The 17,205-nt window shown below is 55.9% G+C and carries 17 protein-coding genes and 1 other RNA gene; 12 read left to right on the plus strand and 6 right to left on the minus strand.

Annotation, left to right across the window (positions count from 1 at the left end; all coding sequences use genetic code 11):
• Positions 1-100: 100 nt before the first annotated feature.
• The 4 genes from H6G53_RS08090 to H6G53_RS08105 all read left to right on the plus strand — a co-directional run bounded on the left by H6G53_RS08090 (position 101) and on the right by H6G53_RS08105 (position 3,441).
• The gene (locus H6G53_RS08090) at positions 101-253 is read left to right on the plus strand and encodes a hypothetical protein (RefSeq protein WP_190532090.1); all 153 of its coding nucleotides are present in this window, start codon (positions 101-103) and stop codon (positions 251-253) included.
• Positions 254-523: 270 nt separating this feature from the next.
• The gene (locus H6G53_RS08095) at positions 524-2,311 is read left to right on the plus strand and encodes a peptide ABC transporter substrate-binding protein (protein WP_190531925.1); all 1,788 of its coding nucleotides are present in this window, start codon (positions 524-526) and stop codon (positions 2,309-2,311) included.
• Positions 2,312-2,394: 83 nt separating this feature from the next.
• Positions 2,395-2,491: signal recognition particle sRNA small type (gene ffs, locus H6G53_RS08100), an RNA gene on the plus strand.
• 434 nt (positions 2,492-2,925) lie between these two features.
• The gene (locus H6G53_RS08105; RefSeq protein ID WP_190531927.1) at positions 2,926-3,441 is read left to right on the plus strand and encodes a hypothetical protein; all 516 of its coding nucleotides are present in this window, start codon (positions 2,926-2,928) and stop codon (positions 3,439-3,441) included.
• Positions 3,442-3,468: 27 nt separating this feature from the next.
• On the opposite strand, the gene H6G53_RS08110 is transcribed toward H6G53_RS08105, so the two are convergent.
• The 3 genes from H6G53_RS08110 to H6G53_RS08120 form a co-directional block, all read right to left on the minus strand.
• Complete coding sequence (locus H6G53_RS08110) at positions 3,469-3,855, minus strand: hypothetical protein (RefSeq protein ID WP_190531929.1); 387 nt, start codon at positions 3,853-3,855, stop codon at positions 3,469-3,471.
• A gap of 195 nt (positions 3,856-4,050) precedes the next feature.
• Positions 4,051-6,171: an ATP-dependent zinc metalloprotease FtsH gene (ftsH, locus tag H6G53_RS08115; RefSeq protein WP_277924579.1), complete on the minus strand. Its 2,121-nt coding sequence runs from the start codon at positions 6,169-6,171 to the stop codon at positions 4,051-4,053.
• Positions 6,172-6,366: 195 nt separating this feature from the next.
• Positions 6,367-6,840: a VOC family protein gene (locus H6G53_RS08120; RefSeq protein WP_242030781.1), complete on the minus strand. Its 474-nt coding sequence runs from the start codon at positions 6,838-6,840 to the stop codon at positions 6,367-6,369.
• Positions 6,841-7,030: 190 nt separating this feature from the next.
• Here H6G53_RS08120 and H6G53_RS08125 point away from each other — a divergent pair, with 190 nt between their 5' ends.
• Together H6G53_RS08125 and H6G53_RS08130 are read left to right on the plus strand one after the other, a co-directional pair.
• A complete protein-coding gene (locus tag H6G53_RS08125; RefSeq protein ID WP_099532579.1) occupies positions 7,031-7,816 on the plus strand; it encodes a TIGR00297 family protein in 786 nt (261 codons plus the stop codon).
• Positions 7,717-8,751, plus strand: coding sequence for a CHAD domain-containing protein (locus H6G53_RS08130; RefSeq protein WP_190531931.1), 1,035 nt, complete (start codon positions 7,717-7,719; stop codon positions 8,749-8,751). The genes H6G53_RS08125 and H6G53_RS08130 overlap by 100 nt, the downstream gene beginning before the upstream one ends.
• 51 nt (positions 8,752-8,802) lie before the next feature.
• Here the strand turns inward: H6G53_RS08130 and H6G53_RS08135 are convergent, their stop codons facing one another.
• Positions 8,803-9,342: a hypothetical protein gene (locus tag H6G53_RS08135; protein ID WP_190531933.1), complete on the minus strand. Its 540-nt coding sequence runs from the start codon at positions 9,340-9,342 to the stop codon at positions 8,803-8,805.
• A gap of 398 nt (positions 9,343-9,740) precedes the next feature.
• On the opposite strand from H6G53_RS08135, the gene H6G53_RS08140 reads away from it, so the two are divergent.
• Complete coding sequence (locus tag H6G53_RS08140; RefSeq protein WP_242030792.1) at positions 9,741-11,006, plus strand: ferrochelatase; 1,266 nt, start codon at positions 9,741-9,743, stop codon at positions 11,004-11,006.
• Here H6G53_RS08140 and H6G53_RS08145 read toward each other — a convergent pair.
• Positions 11,003-11,806: a PD-(D/E)XK nuclease family protein gene (locus tag H6G53_RS08145; protein ID WP_190531935.1), complete on the minus strand. Its 804-nt coding sequence runs from the start codon at positions 11,804-11,806 to the stop codon at positions 11,003-11,005. The genes H6G53_RS08140 and H6G53_RS08145 overlap by 4 nt on opposite strands.
• Before the next feature lie 162 nt (positions 11,807-11,968).
• Here H6G53_RS08145 and H6G53_RS08150 point away from each other — a divergent pair, with 162 nt between their 5' ends.
• The 5 genes from H6G53_RS08150 to H6G53_RS08170 all read left to right on the plus strand — a co-directional run bounded on the left by H6G53_RS08150 (position 11,969) and on the right by H6G53_RS08170 (position 15,319).
• Positions 11,969-13,159 (plus strand): anhydro-N-acetylmuramic acid kinase, encoded by a 1,191-nt coding sequence (locus H6G53_RS08150; RefSeq protein WP_190531937.1) that lies wholly within the window; start codon positions 11,969-11,971, stop codon positions 13,157-13,159.
• Positions 13,160-13,221: 62 nt separating this feature from the next.
• Entirely contained in the window at positions 13,222-13,662 is a 441-nt protein-coding gene (locus tag H6G53_RS08155) for an HHL1-like protein (RefSeq protein WP_099532538.1), read from the plus strand.
• A gap of 166 nt (positions 13,663-13,828) precedes the next feature.
• A complete protein-coding gene (locus tag H6G53_RS08160; protein WP_099532537.1) occupies positions 13,829-14,185 on the plus strand; it encodes a hypothetical protein in 357 nt (118 codons plus the stop codon).
• Between the two features lie 140 nt (positions 14,186-14,325).
• Positions 14,326-14,889, plus strand: coding sequence for a peptide deformylase (gene def / locus H6G53_RS08165; protein WP_099532536.1), 564 nt, complete (start codon positions 14,326-14,328; stop codon positions 14,887-14,889).
• 235 nt (positions 14,890-15,124) lie between these two features.
• Positions 15,125-15,319 (plus strand): hypothetical protein, encoded by a 195-nt coding sequence (locus H6G53_RS08170; RefSeq protein ID WP_099532535.1) that lies wholly within the window; start codon positions 15,125-15,127, stop codon positions 15,317-15,319.
• Positions 15,320-15,353: 34 nt separating this feature from the next.
• Here H6G53_RS08170 and H6G53_RS08175 read toward each other — a convergent pair whose 3' ends face one another.
• Positions 15,354-16,091: an HAD family hydrolase gene (locus tag H6G53_RS08175; protein WP_190531939.1), complete on the minus strand. Its 738-nt coding sequence runs from the start codon at positions 16,089-16,091 to the stop codon at positions 15,354-15,356.
• Positions 16,092-17,205 lie beyond the last annotated feature (1,114 nt).

Below are 17,205 nucleotides of genomic sequence, written 5' to 3' on the forward strand. Positions count from 1 at the left end.
GTCCTCTGATTGGTTTGTGGTTTGCCATCCGGCCAAACATTCAGAACCATTCAACAGCGCCGTTGAATCTTCAGACACCCTCTCGGATGACTGGGCATTCATGGTGTTTTCCGCCGCACCCTGCAACGACAAACAGCGTTCAAGGTCGATCCCTGGTGATCCCGAATCCTTCATTGTTCCGGGCCAGTCCACGGTGATCAAGAGCTTGGTTAAAAAATTTCGCGATTCACCCGATTCAAATGCTGTTGATTAGGATTGATTTTTGCTGAATTTTATTTCCCTAATCTCATTCTAGAAGTGATTTCAGGAATTGATTGGGTCGACGGCGGCCACCGGCCACGGAGCGATGGGAGCTATGGGAGCATTACAGGAGAATTGTGGGGGAGTTGCGGGAGCATTGCGAGAACGTGGTGGGAATGTTGCGGGAACGTTGATCGATCGCACGAGACAGACCAAGGCAGACGGATTATTGTTGGCTGTTATTGTGGTTTTCGATTGATGTTGTGGTGTCTGGTGGCGATTCATGCCTAACCTGTTTTGGCCTCGGAAATGGACAAGGGCGATCGCTCCGGCTCGATCGCCCCAGTTGCGTCAGTCGTTGGGGGCGATCGGGCTGGTGGCCAGCTTGCTGGTGGGGGGCTGTGGCGGCGGCACATCCACCAACTCCGCCAACCGTCCCAGCGCCAGCGGCCCGGCGGATAAAACCCTGAAGTTGCTCTATTGGCAAGCCCCCACCATTTTGAATCCCCACCTGGCCACAGGAAATAAGGATTTTGACGGGGCGCGCGTGGTCTATGAACCCCTCGCCAGCTACGACAAAACGGGCAAATTGGTTTTGTTTTTGGCGGCAGAAGAACCCACCCCGGCCAACGGTGGCGTGGCCAAGGACGGGCGATCGGTCACTTGGAAGCTGAAATCCGGCGTGAAGTGGGCCGATGGCAAACCCTTCACCGCTGAGGATGTGGTCTTTACCTATGAGTTTTTGAGCGATCCTAAAACCGGCGCGGCCACCCTCACGGACTACGCCATGGTGAAATCGGTGCGGGCGATCGATCCGCAAACGGTGCGGATTGAATTCACAGCGCCCACGGCCAGTTGGTCTCAGCCCTTCACTGGCTACAACGGCATGATTTTGCCCAAACACATTTTTCAGGACTATGTGGGAGCCAGGGCCAAGGAAGCACCGGCCAACCTGAAGCCGATCGGGACGGGCCCCTATCAAGTGGAGTCCTTTAAGCCGGGTGATTCGATCGTCTACAAACCAAACCCCAACTATCGCGATCGGGCCAGCCTCGCCTTCGAGCAGGTGGAAATTAAAGGCGGCGGCGATGCCACCTCGGCCGCCCGGGCCGTGCTGCAAACCGGCGATGCCGACTATGCCTACAATCCGCAGGTGGAAGCGCCGATTTTGAGACAACTGGAAAGCGGCGGCAAGGGCAAACTGCTGGCCGTGACCGGGGCCCAATCGGAGCGGATTCACTTTAACTTCACTGACCCCAACCGGGCCACTGCCGACGGGGAGCGATCAAGCGTGCAGTTTCCCCACCCCTTCTTCACGGATAAAACCGTGCGCCAGGCCTTTGCCCTCGCGGTCGATCGCGCCACCATCGCCCAGCAGCTCTATGGCCCCACCGGCAATCCCACAGCCAATCTGATCATCGCTCCCCAGCAGTTTGCCTCACCCAACAACCAAGTGGAATTCAACCTGCAAAAAGCAGCCCAACTGTTGGATCAAGCGGGTTGGAAAGACACCAACGGCAACCAAATTCGCGACAAAAACGGCGTGGAAATGCGGGTGCTGTTTGTCACTTCGGTGAATCCCCTGCGCCAGAAAACCCAGGAGATTGTGAAGCAAGCTTGGGAGTCGATCGGGATTGGCGTGGAACTGAAGTCCGTGGATGCCGGAGCCTTCTTCTCCGGCGACCCGGCCAACGCCGACACCGTAAACCGCTTCCAAGCCGATTTGCAGCTCTACACCACCGGCAACACCTCCCCAGATCCCAGCGCACACCTGAAATGGTGGACTTGCGCCGAAATTGCCAGCAAAGCCAACGACTGGAACCGGAATAACTACACCCGCTATTGCAACTCAGCCTATGACCAAGCTTGGGCCAAAGCCGACCAGGAATTGGATCCGATCAAACGGCAGGCGGCCCTGATTGCCCTCAATGACCAACTGATTCAGGATGTGGCCCTGATTCCCCTCATTGCCCGGGCCAAAGTGGGAGCCGTCAGCGATCGATTGCAGGGCGTGGATCTCACCCCTTGGGACAGTGACACCTGGAACATCGCCACCTGGAAGCGTCCCTAACCCTCCATCCATCAATCGGGTTCAGAAACCGCCGAGTTTCTCGCCCTTGCGTTAACGGGGGCCCTTCATGGTATGGTTATTGCGACCTGGACCCGCGCAATCCCAACGCCCGAACCGTGTCAGAGCCGGAAGGCAGCAGCACTAAGGGATGCTTGAGATAGGCGCGGTCTCCGGGTCTCTTTTTTTGTTGATTGCTTTTGTTGATTGCTTTTGCTAATTGCTTCTGTTTATTGCTTCTACTTATTTTTTGTTCGTATTCAATCTTGTAAAGTACCCCGGTCGATCGCGGGATGGATCGCCGAATATATCTCGGGATAGATCTCGGGACGCATTGCGGGATAAGTCGCGGGACACATCACGGGACACATCGCGGGATACATAAATCAACGGGCGAATTTCCTGAGTTGTTGATGAATCCAACAACCACAGACCTGAATTGCATAGGATTGAAGTATTCAGCCTGTTGAACTGAAATCGAGACAGTCCTAGCGAAGGCTGAGGTACTGGTTTTGGCAGCCGATCGATCGGGAACGTCTCAGCGGCAGCCCAGTTCAATCACCAGGGTCAGGGCGCGGGGATTCGCGATCGCACAGCCACTAGGAGCGTAATTAACAATGATGGAGCGGCATCATGGGGCCAGGCAGGCGGCCCAACAGGCCTTCTTAGAGGCCCTCGAACGCCTACGGGAAAATCTGACCGATCCTGAAGATGCGGCCGCCCTTGACACGGTGGAACCCGAAGCAGCCCCCAGCGCCCAGGCCGCAACCGAAACCGCACCTCCCGCCAACCAGGAAATTACCCTGGAGGACTTGGAAGCAGCGATCGAGGACATTGAGCGCTATATGGGCAGCCGGCACCCACAGGACGAAGACCCCCAGGCTCCCGTAAATCCTGAAGATCCCGAAAATTCCGAGAATCCCGAAAGCTCTGAAAATTCCAAGGCGGCACAGGGTGAGGCAAGCAACCCCGATCGCCCCTTGGATCAAGGGATGGAACCAGCGGCCGAAACACCCGATCTGGCAGACTCAAACGCGCTATGGGCAGAAATTCTGTTGGGACTGGAGCAAAAGACCGCTCCTCCGCCACCGCCTGCGCCCCCCGATCGGCGGCGCTCAGGGGAAACCCGTTGAGTGGTTCCCTCAACGATTAGTGAGCCGTTAGCCGCGCCGCCCCTCTGCGATGCCCTCGATCGCCTCAAAGTAGTCTGCGGCCTCTTGCCACACTTCCCGAAATGACATGGCTCCCGATCGCTCGTTGGGCGACACCAGATGTTCCCATTCGGCAATGTAACTGGTCACTAAATCCACCATCGGTTCACTGATGCTGCTGGTGGGCATTCCCGCTCCGGCAAACCGATAGACCTGATCGGTGGAAAAAGATTGCAGTTGAAACCCTCCCGGCTGGGTGATGGCTTGGTAGGGGCCAATTTGCACGGACGTTTGCGGGGACGGGGCGGGCTGTTCGATCGTCATGGTTCCAAGCAATGGGGAATTGGGGGGCAATGGGAGGCGATCGGCTTGGGCATCGATCTCAATCGATCTCATTGGATTTCAATCAATCCATTCAGTCCAAGCAAACTAAGCAAGTCGGGACGATTAATCGAGATCAACCCAACGCGATCGACCCAAAGCAATCGATTGTGATTAACCGATCTAGAGCAATCAAGCCAACGCGATCGACCCAAAGCAATCCAGATCAATTCAGGGTGATCGATCCAGAGCGATCGGGCGATCGCGGCCCTAAACCCTGGCCGCAGCCGGGTTGCCAACATTGCTGGCTTGACGCATTTGTCGATCCTCCGGGTAATCCTTGTCGGGAATTGGGACGTAGGAACGAACAATTTTGCGGAATTCATCCCCTTCGATCATTTCTTCGTCGAGCAGTTGATCAACCAATCGATCGACCAGTTCTCGATGCTCACGGAGGATCTGACAGGCCTTTTCGTAGCAGTTGACGGCAATTTCCCGCACGGCGCGATCGATTTTGGCGGCCACCTCTTCGGAATATTCCGGCTGCGACATCCAACCTCGTCCCAAAAACACCTCGCCCGATTGGCTTTCCAGGGCCAACGTACCCAGGTCAGACATGCCATAGCGCGTGACCATTTCGCGGGCCAAGGTGCTGACCACCTTCAGATCGTTGCTGGCTCCGACGGTGATTTCGGAATCGCCAAACACTTCCTGCTCGGCCGCCCGTCCCCCCAGGGTCATCACAATTCGATCGAGAATCCAAGCACGGGTATAGAGACCGCTATCCACCATTTCTTCATTGAAAACCTGTTGGGCAAACCCACCAATGCCGCCCGATCGGGGAACGATCGTTACCTTATTCAACGGGTCAGAATGCTTCAGCAGCGTCATCAACAGGGCGTGGCCCACCTCGTGATAGGCAATCAAGCGTTTTTTCTTGCTATCCAACAGGGGAGCCAACTTCAGGCCAATGGTGATCCGGTCGATCGCGTCGTCAATTTCCTCCAGGCTGATGGCCGGCTTCCGTCGCCGGGCCGTCAAAATCGCCGCCTCGTTGAGCAAATTCGCCAAATCGGCCCCCGCAAAACCGGGAGTGCGCCGGGCGATCGCCTCGATCGAAACCCCTTCTTCAACCTTCTTGGTGCGGGCATGAACTTGCAAAATCGCCAGCCGACCCGTATAACTGGGCAAATCAACGGTAATTTGGCGATCGAACCGGCCCGGTCGCATCAAGGCCGAGTCCAGCACATCGGGGCGGTTCGTGGCGGCAATAATAATCACCCCGGAGTTGCCCTCAAACCCGTCCATCTCAGTCAGCAGTTGGTTGAGGGTTTGTTCCCGTTCATCGTTGCCGCCGCCAATACCCGCGCCCCGTTGGCGACCCACCGCATCAATTTCATCAATAAATACAATGCAAGGGGCGCTCTCCTTTGCCTTGCGGAACAAGTCCCGCACCCGAGACGCACCCACCCCCACGAACATTTCCACAAATTCCGAACCGGACATGCTGAAAAAGGGCACGCCCGCTTCTCCGGCGATCGCCTTGGCCAAAAGGGTTTTGCCCGTTCCCGGCGGCCCCACCAACAACACCCCGCGCGGAATCTTGGCCCCCACGGCCGTGAAGCGTTCCGGCTGCTTCAGGAAGGTCACCACTTCCTGTAGCTCCTCCTTGGCTTCCTCCACCCCGGCCACGTCATCAAAGGTCACGCCGGTTTTGGCTTCCATCTGAAACTTGGCGCGGGATTTGCCAAAGTTCATGGCCTGGCCCGAAGCGTTGGCCGTGCGGCGCACAATGTTCACCAGTAGGGCAATCACCAACCCCACAAACAGCAAATTGGCGATGAGACTGAGGGCCGCGGTGCGATCGACCGACTCTTGCACCGAGAGTTCCACCCCCTTCGCCCGGGCAATTTCGATCAATTCCGGGTTGCGCTCAAACAGGGTCACTTCGTAGGGCGAGCTGGCGCGACCATTTTGATCCAAAAAGACCCGGGCCAGTTGTTCTGCGGGAAACAGATCAATCCGCTTGACCTGACCCGCCTCCAACTTTTCCATCAGATCGCCGTAGGTGAGGGTGCGGCCGCGGCGCTGGTTGGCAGGTTGGCTGGCGGATGAGCTGCCGGATTGGCCAGCCGTGGAAGTCGCTTCCGAAGAAGAGCGATCGTTATGTTGGCCTTGGGCCAGTTGACCTTGGGCTAAGGCGGGCGCGGTCACCGTCAACAGGTTAAACAGCAGCAGGGCCGAGGCGATCGCCCGTCGCCGACGATGGCGCGATCGGGTGGGTAGGATCCATGAACCGGGATGCCCCCCACCGGTTCGATCGGCCTGCGATCGGTTAGCGGTGTGGTGCGATGATTCCGAGGGAGATCCCATTCCAAAAAAGCGCATCATGCTGAAAGCTGCTGGCGGTGTGGACTGTTTCTAGTCTAGCTTGCTCCGTCTAGGCCCTTGGCGGTTTGCACAGCCCGGTTCGATCTCTGGGTCATTGTTTGATCGGTGTCTGATCGGCGTTTGATCGGCGGATCGGGGCAATCTGCGATCGGCGCAAGCGTTCGATCGGGGCAAGTGTTCGCAATTCCCAGGCTTTTAGCGATCGCCCACCCGTTGGTCATCAACGGCCCCAAAAATCGCCTCAGGATGGACATAGTGCTTAAATTCCAGCAAATTGTGGAACGGATCGGCTAAAAATGCCGTGTAATGCTCCAATTGTTCCCCAGGAAACCGACGGCGCGGGGGCTGTTCAAAGGTGAGTTGTTTGGCCTCGGCTCGATCGATCAAGGCTTGCCAGTCGGCCAAGGCCGCAAACACCAACCCAAAATGGCGCGGATAGATCCCCTTTTGCGGTTGGCAGGCCCCAGGACTCACGTGGGCCACAATTTGGTTGCCATAGCAATTCAAAATCAGCGAGTTGGGCCCCTCGCGTCCAGCGGTGCAACCTAGCCCATCAATATAAAAGGCCTTGGTTTGGGCCAGGTCGGCCACCGGAAAGGCCAGGTGAAACAGGGCGATCGCCCGGGAATTTTCGGAACCGAAGGGTTGACCCGTGGGAGTTACTTCCAAATTTGCGGGAGTAGCTACAGCCCCGGTTGCTGAAGCCCCGGTTGCTGAAGTTATCGCTGTTGAAGTGATCATGATGAGAACGGTTTAGAGAAATTGCCAAAGTCAGAGGGAGCCACCATCCACCTGATAGCATGACAGAAGAAGTCTGAAGGAAAAGGCTGCCGTGGATTTCAGCGCGATCGCAACGCCCATTACCCAGCAAGCGACCCAACACCCTTGGCTCACGGCCGCGGTGCTGAACACGCTATTGCTCACCCTAGTGGCGATCGCCCCCAAAAAACTGCTCACGCCGGCCGGCATTGTCCATGCTTGGATTTTGGGTGTGTTGGTGTGGGGTTGCATGGGTTGGCCGGGCTATGCCGTGGTGGGGTTCTACTTTTTGGCGGGGTCGGCCGTCACTCGGGTGGGTTTGGCTCGCAAGGAAGCCGCTGGCATTGCCGAGAAACGATCGGGCGCAAGGGGCCCGGAAAACGTTTGGGGATCGGCCCTGGGCGGGGCCCTCTGTGCCGGGGCGATCGGGCTGTTGTCCTTAGCTGCTGACCAGGCGATCGCCCAAACCTGGATCCCCCTTCTCAGTTTGGCCTATGCCGCCAGCTTCAGCGCCAAACTCTCCGACACCTGCGCCAGCGAAATTGGCAAAGCCTATGGCCGGCGCACCTTTTCGGTGATTTCCTTTCAGCCCGTGCCGCCGGGAACCGAAGGAGCCGTCAGCCTGGAAGGAACCTTGGCCGGTTTTGCCGCCTCGATCGCCCAAGCCCTTGTGGCCTGGGGTGTGGGCTTAATTTCTCCCTTCGGAATTTTGGGATGCGCGATCGCCGCATTCCTGGCTACAACAGTGGAAAGTATTGTGGGCGCGACTTGGCAGGAGCAGCAACCGTGGTTAACAAACGAAGTCGTGAACGGTCTGCAAACCCTGCTGGCGGCCCTGCTGGCGATCGCGATCGGGTGGCCGGCGATCAGCCCGATCAGCCCCTAGACTCGCCCGCCAACCCCAACTCCCGCAGCCTTGGGGCCACGGCCCAAACCGCGATCGAAAAGCATTGGGCCAAGGCCGGTCGCCACGAAGCCGCCGTCCTCAAAGACCAGGATCCCGAAGAGCTACACCAAATGCGCGTGGCCCTGCGACGGCTGCGATCGGCCATTGTGGGTTTTGCCGTGGCCATTGACCTGCCCAAACGAGCCAGCGAGCGGGCCGTGGGGCAAGTGGCCAGAATTTTGGGAGAACTACGCGATTTGGACGTAATGGACGAAGCCTTGCGCGATCGCTACCTGCAAAACCTGCCCCCGGAAGAACAGCCCCTTTTGCAAACGGTTCGCGAAGAGCTGGCCGGCCAACGCCAAAAAGCCTTCGGTCGCGTCAGCAAAACCCTGCAAAAACGCGAATGGCCCGCCATCAACACAGCTCTGGGGCGTTGGATTGCCCAACCGCGCTTGCGACCCGCCGCCGATTGGCCCGCCGTGGTGGTGGTTCCCGACCTGCTGTTACCGGTTTTGTCCCACTGGTTAATGCATCCCGGCTGGTTGGTGCAAACCGAAGGGCGATCGGTCACGGATCTTTCACTGTTGGAGTGGGCGGTGATTCATGACCTGCGCAAGGTGGCCAAGCGGGTGCGCTACCAAATGGCCCTTTTTACCGATTTCTATGGCAGTGACTACGAGCAATTGCTCGACACCATTGGCGATATCCAAACCGTGTTGGGCGATTTGCAAGATATCGCCGTGCTGGAAAACTTTTTGGTGAAAACGATCGGGATTCAGTGGGCCACTGATGCGCCCGTTTGGGCTGGCTTGCTGGAACAACAGCGCGATCGAGCCTGGGAAAACTGGCTGCAGCTCCAGGAGCAGTTCGATCGCCCCAATCAACGGGAACGGATCCGAGACGTGGTAAATCGTCCGCGCCTCAACTCCTAACCATTGGCTGACTTCCTTAAGTCGTTTCAAGCCTTGAAGGACATTGATCCCTTAAGCTGTGCCATCCTCGCCCAGACCATACCAACCTTGGAGATAGGTTTGCAGCATGGTGGCGGCCGTCGTGCGGCTGGGGGACCGATCGGGCACAGACCACCACCCCCAGGCGCGATCGGGCGATCGCCAAAAAGCCTGATGGTCCAAGGGGGGATCAGCCCAAAACTGCGCCCGCCCGGGCCCCAACCAAGCGGAACTGCGGTGCGTCCATTGATCATGGCTGAACCGATAAATCGGCAGTCCCCCCGGCAGCGCCACCCCCCAACCATCCCAGGCAAACACCGCCCGCACTCGCCCACCGCGCCGCTGCCAAGCCTGGGCGGCTCCCAAGGCTGCCACCACGCCTGCACTGAAGCCAATTAGCCCGATCGCCCGTTGGGGATCGATCGCCCGCAGCGCCTCCAGCACCCGATCGCCCTGATAGGTGGCCTCCCAAATCACCAAGGGCTGGGGCCAGGCGGGTTTCCAGGTGGCCGCTAAAAACTGTTCCGTCGCCGATCGATCCGCAAAGCCGGGACAAATGCAACAAATCGGCATGGCGGCCTGGGTGCGTTGGGGCTGAGGTCTGGGCGCTTGAGCCTCGCAAGTCAGTGGAGCGTCATTTTGAGGGCCATGGAGTTGAAAATCAGGGGCTTGGCCGATTCCATTGCAACAATTGCCAGCGCTCCAAGCATTTGCATACTTATTTGAATTTTTCATGGAGATTGTTATCCCATTTCCCATTAATGTTTGCGTTTAATGATCAAGCATTACAAAAAGACAAGAACTCTCTTCAAGATCTCCAAAGAAACTTGTCTTCTTCTCAAGAATTTCCCTCAACTGGTTCCGATTGACCAACTGAAATCTGATTCCGCTTTCATAATAGAAATGAATCCCCCCACGAGGCATTTGTTGTGGCTGCGTCTTCCCAAAAGGCTGAAGGTCAATCCCCCCTGATGGCAACCCCAATCAGCGCGATCGACCCATCAGAAGTCGAAATCGGGCCCGGCGACGATCGGGTAGCCGTTTTGCTGATGGGCTATGGCGAAGTGGAGTCCTATGCGGATTTTGCCAATTACAACGAACAGGCTTTGAACCTGTTGACTGCCAAGTTTGCACCGGTTCCCCAGTGGGTTTATCCACCCCTGGCGAAATTATTGGCGGCCTTTGATTTGCATGAGTGGAGTCACCAACATGGTCAATTTATTTCTCCCCACAATGCAATTTTTGAGCGCCAACGATCAGGAATTGAGCAAGCACTCCAACAACGTTGGGGCGATCGAGTCTCGGTGTTTAAGGCGTTTAACTTTTGTCGTCCCCATTTGCCCGAGCAAGTTTTGGCAGAAATTCGCGATCGGGGATTTAGCAAGTTACTGATTTATCCCTTGCTGGTAGTGGACTCTATTTTCACCAGTGGGATTGCCATTGAGCAGGTGAACCGGGCCTTGAGTCAGTTAACCGATGGCGACACCCATTGGGTGCGATCGATGCGCTATCTCCCGTCGTTTTATGACCAGGCTAGCTATATTCAACTGCTGGCAAAGTTGGTGAGCGAAAAAATTGATCGGGACTGGCGATCGCACTTTTTGCCATCGCAAATTGGGATTGTGCTGCTGAATCATGGTTGTCCCCATGAAGCCAAGGGATTTGTGTCAGGAATTTCCGAAAGCCAAGCCCTGTATGAATCGGTGCGTCGGGAGCTGATCACTCGCTACCCCCTGATTTCGATCGGCTGGCTCAATCACGATACGCCCATGATCGATTGGACACAGCCCAATGCTCAATTGGCTGCTCGCAATTTAATTGAACTGGGAGCCAAGGCAATTTTGATGGCCCCGATCGGGTTTGCCACCGAAAACCATGAAACATTGCTGGATGTGGACCATATTTTCCTAGCGCTCCAGCGTCAATATCCTGAGGTGGTTTATCAACAATTACCCTGCGTGAATGATCACCCTGAGTTTTTGACCATGGCAGCGGATTGGGTTGATCCTCTAATTACGGAGTTATTGGCAGAAACCAGCGCTGTGATTCATTTCGCTGGGTTCGATCGCTCCAGCCTCGATTCCGAGCATCATCACCACCAAAGCCATAGCCATGATCACAGTTATGATCACGGTCATAATCATGGGGACAATCACAGTCATGATCATGGTGGCAACCACAGCCATCATCATGGCCATTCCCATGATCACGCTCATCATCAACATTCCCATCATTAAGGTTTCAAATTCAGCGACAGTTGCAGAATTGAAGCGGGATGATTCGGTGTTGGAATTGGCTCGGGGCTGGTGGTTTGGGCTGGGCAATATTGTTTGTAATGACACTGATCGCAATGGGTTCCGGGATTGGGTTCCCAGGCGCGATCGGTTCGTAATCGCTGGGCCAAGTCTGCAATCACCGCCTGGGCTGCGATTAGCCGTTCTTCGGTGACGGGAATTCGCACCGATTCTCCGGGCCGCAAAAAAATGAGGTTGATGTATTTCAACTCTCGTTCCCATTGCTGATTGATGGCGATCGCGTAGAGGCCCACTTGCATTGTGAGCTGATCGAAATCTGGCTCCACAAATTGCCGTGAGGTTTTGTACTCAATTAGCTCAAGGGAATCTAAATCAAACCAATCGAGGCGATCGAGCCGACCCGTGAGGGCAAATTCCAAATCATTGATTTGTAATCGACCTTGAATTTTTGCCTCCGTGGCCAGGGGTTTGAGGAAGCGATCGATCGGTTCAATCCAGTGATGGAAATAGCGCACCAAAATATCGTAGCCCTCAGCAATTTGACGCTCCGTGAGGCCAGCGGTTTCCTGAGTCCAGCAAGCATCAATCCAACTGAGTCCTGGTTTTTGGGGATAGCTATAGTCCCAATCGCGGTAAATTCGCGTGAGTGCCCCATGGAGCGATCGCCCCAGGGCCGCGCCTCCAAAACCCGCCGTCGGAATTTTATATTCATAGCGAAATTGATATCGAGCGGGACAGGTTTGGTAGGTGGTTAATTTGGCCGGTGAGAGTCGATAGGACATTTGGCTTCAGAGGGCTTCAGAAAAACCGGGAATTTTTGACCGCAGGATCTATCACAGGATCTACCGCAGAATCTATAGACTAAAAAGAATTGGGAGCCGATGCTTAATTTCGGTTAGATTTGCTTAGATTTAAGGCATAGCTTCAATTTTAAGACCTCCAAAATGGCCATGGGAATGCGAGCGATCGGGTTAATGAGCGGCACCTCCGTTGATGGAATCGATGCGGCATTGGTGGAACTGTCGGGGACGGAAACGGACTTGGAGGTGAAGTTGCTCCGTTCCGAAACCTTTGACTATCCAGCGGCCTTGCGATCGCAAATTTTGGCGGTTTGTGCCGGTGAATCCCTGTCCATGGCGGCCATGGCCCAGTTGGACGACGCGATCGCTCGGGAATTTGCGGCGGCCGCCAAAACAATCCAAACGGCCCAACCGGACTCACAACCCATTCGCTTCATCGGTTCCCACGGACAAACGGTGTTCCATCGCCCACCCCAAACGGCCGACGAACAATCCTTGGGCTACAGCTTGCAGTTGGGTCGCGGCAGCGCGATCGCCCACTGGAGCGGCATCACCACCGTCAGCAACTTTCGGGTGGGCGACTTGGCCATGGGGGGCCAGGGTGCGCCGTTAGTGCCTCGGGTGGATGCTTACCTGTTGGGGGATGAGCAGGAATGTCGCTGTGTGCAAAATATTGGCGGCATTGGCAATGTGACCTATCTCCCGGCTCGGCGGGGGTTCGCCAATTTGACAGCGTGGGAGGGGGCCGTTTGGGGTTGGGACACGGGGCCGGGCAATGTGTTGGTGGATTTGGCGGTGCAACATCTAACGGACGGGGCCCAAACCTTCGATCGCGATGGAGCCTGGGCTGCCCAAGGGCAAATTTCAGATTCCCTGGTGGCCCAGTGGCTGGCGGATCCCTTCTTTAGTCAGGAGCCACCCAAGTCCACGGGACGCGAGCACTTTGGCCCGGACTGGTTGGCCCGCAGTCGCCAAGCGGCGATCGCCCTGGGTCTGTCCGATGCCGATTGGTTAGCCAGCCTCACGGAACTGACGGCCCGTTCCATTGCCGACAGTTACCGCAACCACTTGCCCCAACTGCCCGATCGGGTCTTGGTCTGTGGGGGCGGCAGTCGCAATCGCACCCTCTGGGCCCGTTTGCAACAGCATTTGGGATCAATCCCGCTGGAAACCACGGATCAATGGGGACTCTGTGCCAGCAGCAAGGAGGCGATCGCCTTTGCGGTTTTGGGCTACTGGCGACTGCTCGATCGCCCCGGCAACCTGCCCGCCGCCACGGGAGCACGGCAATCCGTACCCCTCGGCGAGGTGTGGCCCGCCCCCAGCGCAGGGTAAACTCGATGGCAGGTTCGTAACAAAACATTTCAAATCTGAGTTTCCCCCTGGAGGCCCCACCCTTGGCAACCCCCACCGGATTCGGCAAGCCCAAAGCCCAACCCAAAGCAAAATCGAACGATCGCCGCGCCGCCGCTGCCAGTCAGCTTGATGAGATGCGATCGAAGGGAATGCCGGAATTTGAAGTTTACGTGCGGGTCAAAGACCAGAAACCCTGGTACCCGGTTGGGGCCTTGGCGGTGAACCGCAGCAATCAAATTAACCAGGCCATCTTTGCCAATGAAAATGACCTGCGCCAAGGGGCGTTCCGTCTTTTTCCGCGCCTGAAAAAACAGCAGGGCAATTTGGAATATGGCTATCGGATTAAGGCCTACAAGGACGATCCGATTACCCTTGCGGTTCAACCCACATCGGTGTTGCCTGGGCCGCTGCAAGGGGCGATCGACCAAGTGCGGGAAGGTCTGGGCAGTTTGGTCAGTCGGTTCACGGCTCGCCGCTCTTAGATCATCATTTCCTAGCCTAAGACACAGGTTCAAACCGGCCTCACGACCTGGGGCGATCGGGCAGTGACCACCACTGGGATTGCCCCCAGGATCGACCATCAACGCAATTTGGCTAAGATGGTGGCCTACAGAAGCATTGGACTCTTTCACCAGGAGAGCGATCGGCATGGCCCAACCCGTTCCGCCCGTCATTTTGGCCCCCGTTGAAGATTTGGATCGCGAACGCCAATGGCTGGAGCAGTCCCTCGCAAACCTCCTCGACTCGGAATATATTCCCGAGGCCGTGAACAGCCAAATTGCCCGCGTAGCCGCCAATGCCTATATCCGTCAACGCATGGAAGGCGAGGATGATATTGATGGCATTGCGATCGCGATTTTGACGGAAATGCAGGGGTTTGACTTTTCCAAGAGCTTTTTCAGTGAATTTGCGATCGCCAATGCGGTGAGTGAGCTACTGCTCGATCGGATGGGCATTGAACCCTGTTGTGGTCGCGGCCGCTTTGATCCGCCGGCCGCTGCTTAGGCGGCTGCCTGGGCATGAATGGGTTGCGACTCGGGCGTTGCTGCCAGCCAGCCGCAACCCTGAGCACCAGTCCACGGAAAAAACCAATCTTTCGATAGGATGGGAAGGCAGAAAGGTAACCGCCAAAGACCGCCCCACCCATGACCGCGAAAGTATTGGTTGAGAAGAAAAAGCTAAAGAATCCGCCCCTTGAGATCCACACCCTGGGCGATCGGGTGCTGCGTCGTCCGGCCAAGCGCGTGGCCAAAGTGGATGCTGAAGTGCGCAAAATCGCTGAAGACATGCTGAAAACCATGTACAGCGCTGACGGCATTGGCCTCGCAGCTCCCCAAGTGGCGATCGACAAGCAAATTATTGTGATTGACATCGAGCCAGACAAGGCCGATGTGGAACCCCTAATTTTGATCAACCCCGTGGTGAAGTCCGCAGGCGGCCCCCTGGAATGCGACCAAGAAGGTTGCCTCAGCATCCCGGGAGTCTATTTGGATGTGGAGCGCCCCACCCAAATTGAAGTGGCCTACAAAGACGAAACGGGCCGCCCGCGCACCCTCAAGGCCGATGGGCTTTTGGCCCGCGCCATTCAGCACGAAATGGATCACCTGAATGGGGTGATGTTTGTCGATCGGGTCGAAAACGAGCTGGCCTTGACCACAGCCCTCAAGGAAAAAGGCTTTGTCTATGGCGATGTGCGTCCTGTGCGCTAATGCGGAGGAGCTGCGCTAATCGATTTCACACCGTGGCCTAGCCCAGTAACCGAAGTTGCTGGGCTAGGGCCGGAATCCCCAAACCTGCGGGATCAAGAGGATATCAGCCAGGCTACTTCAAGAAAGCCATTTCAAGAAAGCCATTTCAAGAAGGCGATCTCAAGCCAGTTCAGGCCAATGCCGGCCCAGATTTTTCAGCAAAAATTCAGCAAAAATTCGGAGCAAATCAAAACCCATGCTGACTCCTAAGAGTGGCTTATTTTTGGCGATCGCCTGCGTTGCCGCGATCGCAGCGGTGGGTTGTGTGTTTGAACTCACGTCCGGCGAACCGGAATTGGGAACCGTCACCACAGGAACCATTCTGGGCTTGAGCATCCCTGTCACGATCGCCAGTTTCTTTGGGGCCATCAAAAACGCCCAACAGGATTAGGGCTAGCCTGTCCCATCGCCCGCAACCCTAGCCCCTAGGAGCCAGTTCTCGGCAGGCTACCTTCGCGCGGCAGCGTTGTTTTGGTGGCTCGGTTCGTTTTCGCAATGATGTAGTCGATCGCTCCGGCCAGATTCGGGGCGATCGCGTCGGGTTCATACCGTTCCAGGCGATCCCGATCGCGAATTCCGCTGAGCACACCCACGATCGGGATTTGAGCCGATCGAGCCGCTGCAATATCCGCCTCCGTATCTCCCACCATCCAGGTCAGGGCGGCGGGCGGCAACTCGCCCATGGCCTTGGCCATGAGTTTGGGCTTGTCTTCCACGTCGCGGGTTTTCACATAGTCATTCGGTAGGCAATAGCGGCGATCGGGTGTGAAGAACCGCGCCAAGCCACACCGCTCCAGCGCTTCATCCAATTCCCGCACCCGGCGCATCGTCATTACCACCAGCTCCCAGCCCATGTCTTGGGCCCGCTCCAGTGCTTGGATTGCACCGGGAACCGGTTGATCCAGCGACATATATTCCATGCGGTGAACCGTGTCCCGCCGCAGTTGGGCAAATTGATCCGCTTGGGTTCCATCCAAGCCCGATCGCACACCAATTTCAGCCTCTTTGACTTGGGCCCGTTTCAGGTTCCAAAATTCCCGCTTGGACAAACGGTGGATTTCCTGACCCGATCGAGCAATTTCCCGCAAACAGTATTGATAGACCTGGTAATACCGTTCTGAAACATCCGCGATCGGGCCGTCGAAATCCGTAATCAGTCTCATATGCTACTAGTGACCTGATGATGGACAAGCGAATTTCGCAATCAATTTGCAAACTGATTGCCTTAGCTCGCCCTTAGGTTTGTTAAGAGTTGTAATGAAATCTATCTAATGACAATTCACCCCATTCGTCAATTGAAAGGGTCGTTATAATCACCGATCGTTCATCGAAATATTCAATGGCTTGATCCAAGATTGCTTATTTTCATTCTCAATAACCCTAATTTTTAAGCAGTTCCCGACAGCATTTCTGTGCCCTAGACTGGCGTTGATTCCCGATCGTTACTGTTGATCGCCCTTGCCGATCGTCACTGCAATCACGCGCAGCCATTCCCCATTGCCCTAACGCAGCAGCACGATTCACGGCGGTCACGGACGCTCAAAATTCACAATGATCATTCACCACTAAAATTCATATCGAGTTCGAGTTATCAAAACCGGTTAAAAATTTGGCACAAATTCGCGCTCAATGAAGCGGCAATTTGGCAGTAACTCCCCCAGAGTCTGGCGCTGATTTGCCCAAATGTGCCTGCGGAGCCAGCCCTAAACGGCCAAATATTGCGCGTTTGGCCATGATCGATCGAGGGGATGCTCCTACGACGTGATCCCCTGAATTTGCGGCTCAGCCCCGATCAAGCGGCCGATGGTCATTTGAGCCATGATCGGGACTGTTACGAAACATTTCAGAAATAATGCTAATATGAAGTTGCCCTTAACAAGTTCCAGGGCAACCCCCCAAAAGTCACGCTTTTAGACCCCCACTTCACCAAGTCTTTACGCAAAAACGGCAAATTTTATACGTTTCTTTAACTGGGTCTGGCTTAGACTTTTTAAGCTGAAATCGAGGCAAGGGGAGTGTATCTTGCAATGAGCCTTGAAGTATGGCCTGCTCTCACGTCAAATCTCGATCGCACGAAGCGAAATTACCCCAAAGCCTCATCGGTTTTCGCAACAAATTGGTTGTTTTTGTGCCCAGCCAAACAGGATCTTGGTTTGCAGCTTGTCCGCTGTACCTGTTGAGACATCATCTGAGTCTCTGAAGCATTGCTCAACCTGACTTGAACGGTTTTTCCAAAACGGCTACCCCCATTCATCAATTTTGGTCGGTGGCTGCGGC

This window comes from Limnothrix sp. FACHB-406, assembly GCF_014698235.1.
Classification (GTDB): Bacteria; Cyanobacteriota; Cyanobacteriia; order CACIAM-69d; family CACIAM-69d; genus CACIAM-69d.

What these genes read in the sequence shown, in the direction of transcription:
- H6G53_RS08160 (WP_099532537.1), top strand. Translation starts at nt 13,829, where the DNA reads ATGGCCCAACCCGTTCCGCCCGTCATTTTGGCCCCCGTTGAAGATTTG.
- H6G53_RS08090 (WP_190532090.1), top strand. Translation starts at nt 101, where the DNA reads ATGGTGTTTTCCGCCGCACCCTGCAACGACAAACAGCGTTCAAGGTCG.
- H6G53_RS08150 (WP_190531937.1), top strand. Translation starts at nt 11,969, where the DNA reads ATGGCCATGGGAATGCGAGCGATCGGGTTAATGAGCGGCACCTCCGTT.
- ftsH (WP_277924579.1), bottom strand. Translation starts at nt 6,171, where the DNA reads ATGATGCGCTTTTTTGGAATGGGATCTCCCTCGGAATCATCGCACCAC.
- H6G53_RS08110 (WP_190531929.1), bottom strand. Translation starts at nt 3,855, where the DNA reads ATGAGATCGATTGAGATCGATGCCCAAGCCGATCGCCTCCCATTGCCC.
- def (WP_099532536.1), top strand. Translation starts at nt 14,326, where the DNA reads ATGACCGCGAAAGTATTGGTTGAGAAGAAAAAGCTAAAGAATCCGCCC.
- H6G53_RS08145 (WP_190531935.1), bottom strand. Translation starts at nt 11,806, where the DNA reads ATGTCCTATCGACTCTCACCGGCCAAATTAACCACCTACCAAACCTGT.
- H6G53_RS08170 (WP_099532535.1), top strand. Translation starts at nt 15,125, where the DNA reads ATGCTGACTCCTAAGAGTGGCTTATTTTTGGCGATCGCCTGCGTTGCC.
- H6G53_RS08175 (WP_190531939.1), bottom strand. Translation starts at nt 16,091, where the DNA reads ATGAGACTGATTACGGATTTCGACGGCCCGATCGCGGATGTTTCAGAA.
- H6G53_RS08095 (WP_190531925.1), top strand. Translation starts at nt 524, where the DNA reads ATGCCTAACCTGTTTTGGCCTCGGAAATGGACAAGGGCGATCGCTCCG.
- H6G53_RS08140 (WP_242030792.1), top strand. Translation starts at nt 9,741, where the DNA reads ATGGCAACCCCAATCAGCGCGATCGACCCATCAGAAGTCGAAATCGGG.
- H6G53_RS08105 (WP_190531927.1), top strand. Translation starts at nt 2,926, where the DNA reads ATGATGGAGCGGCATCATGGGGCCAGGCAGGCGGCCCAACAGGCCTTC.
- H6G53_RS08135 (WP_190531933.1), bottom strand. Translation starts at nt 9,342, where the DNA reads ATGCCGATTTGTTGCATTTGTCCCGGCTTTGCGGATCGATCGGCGACG.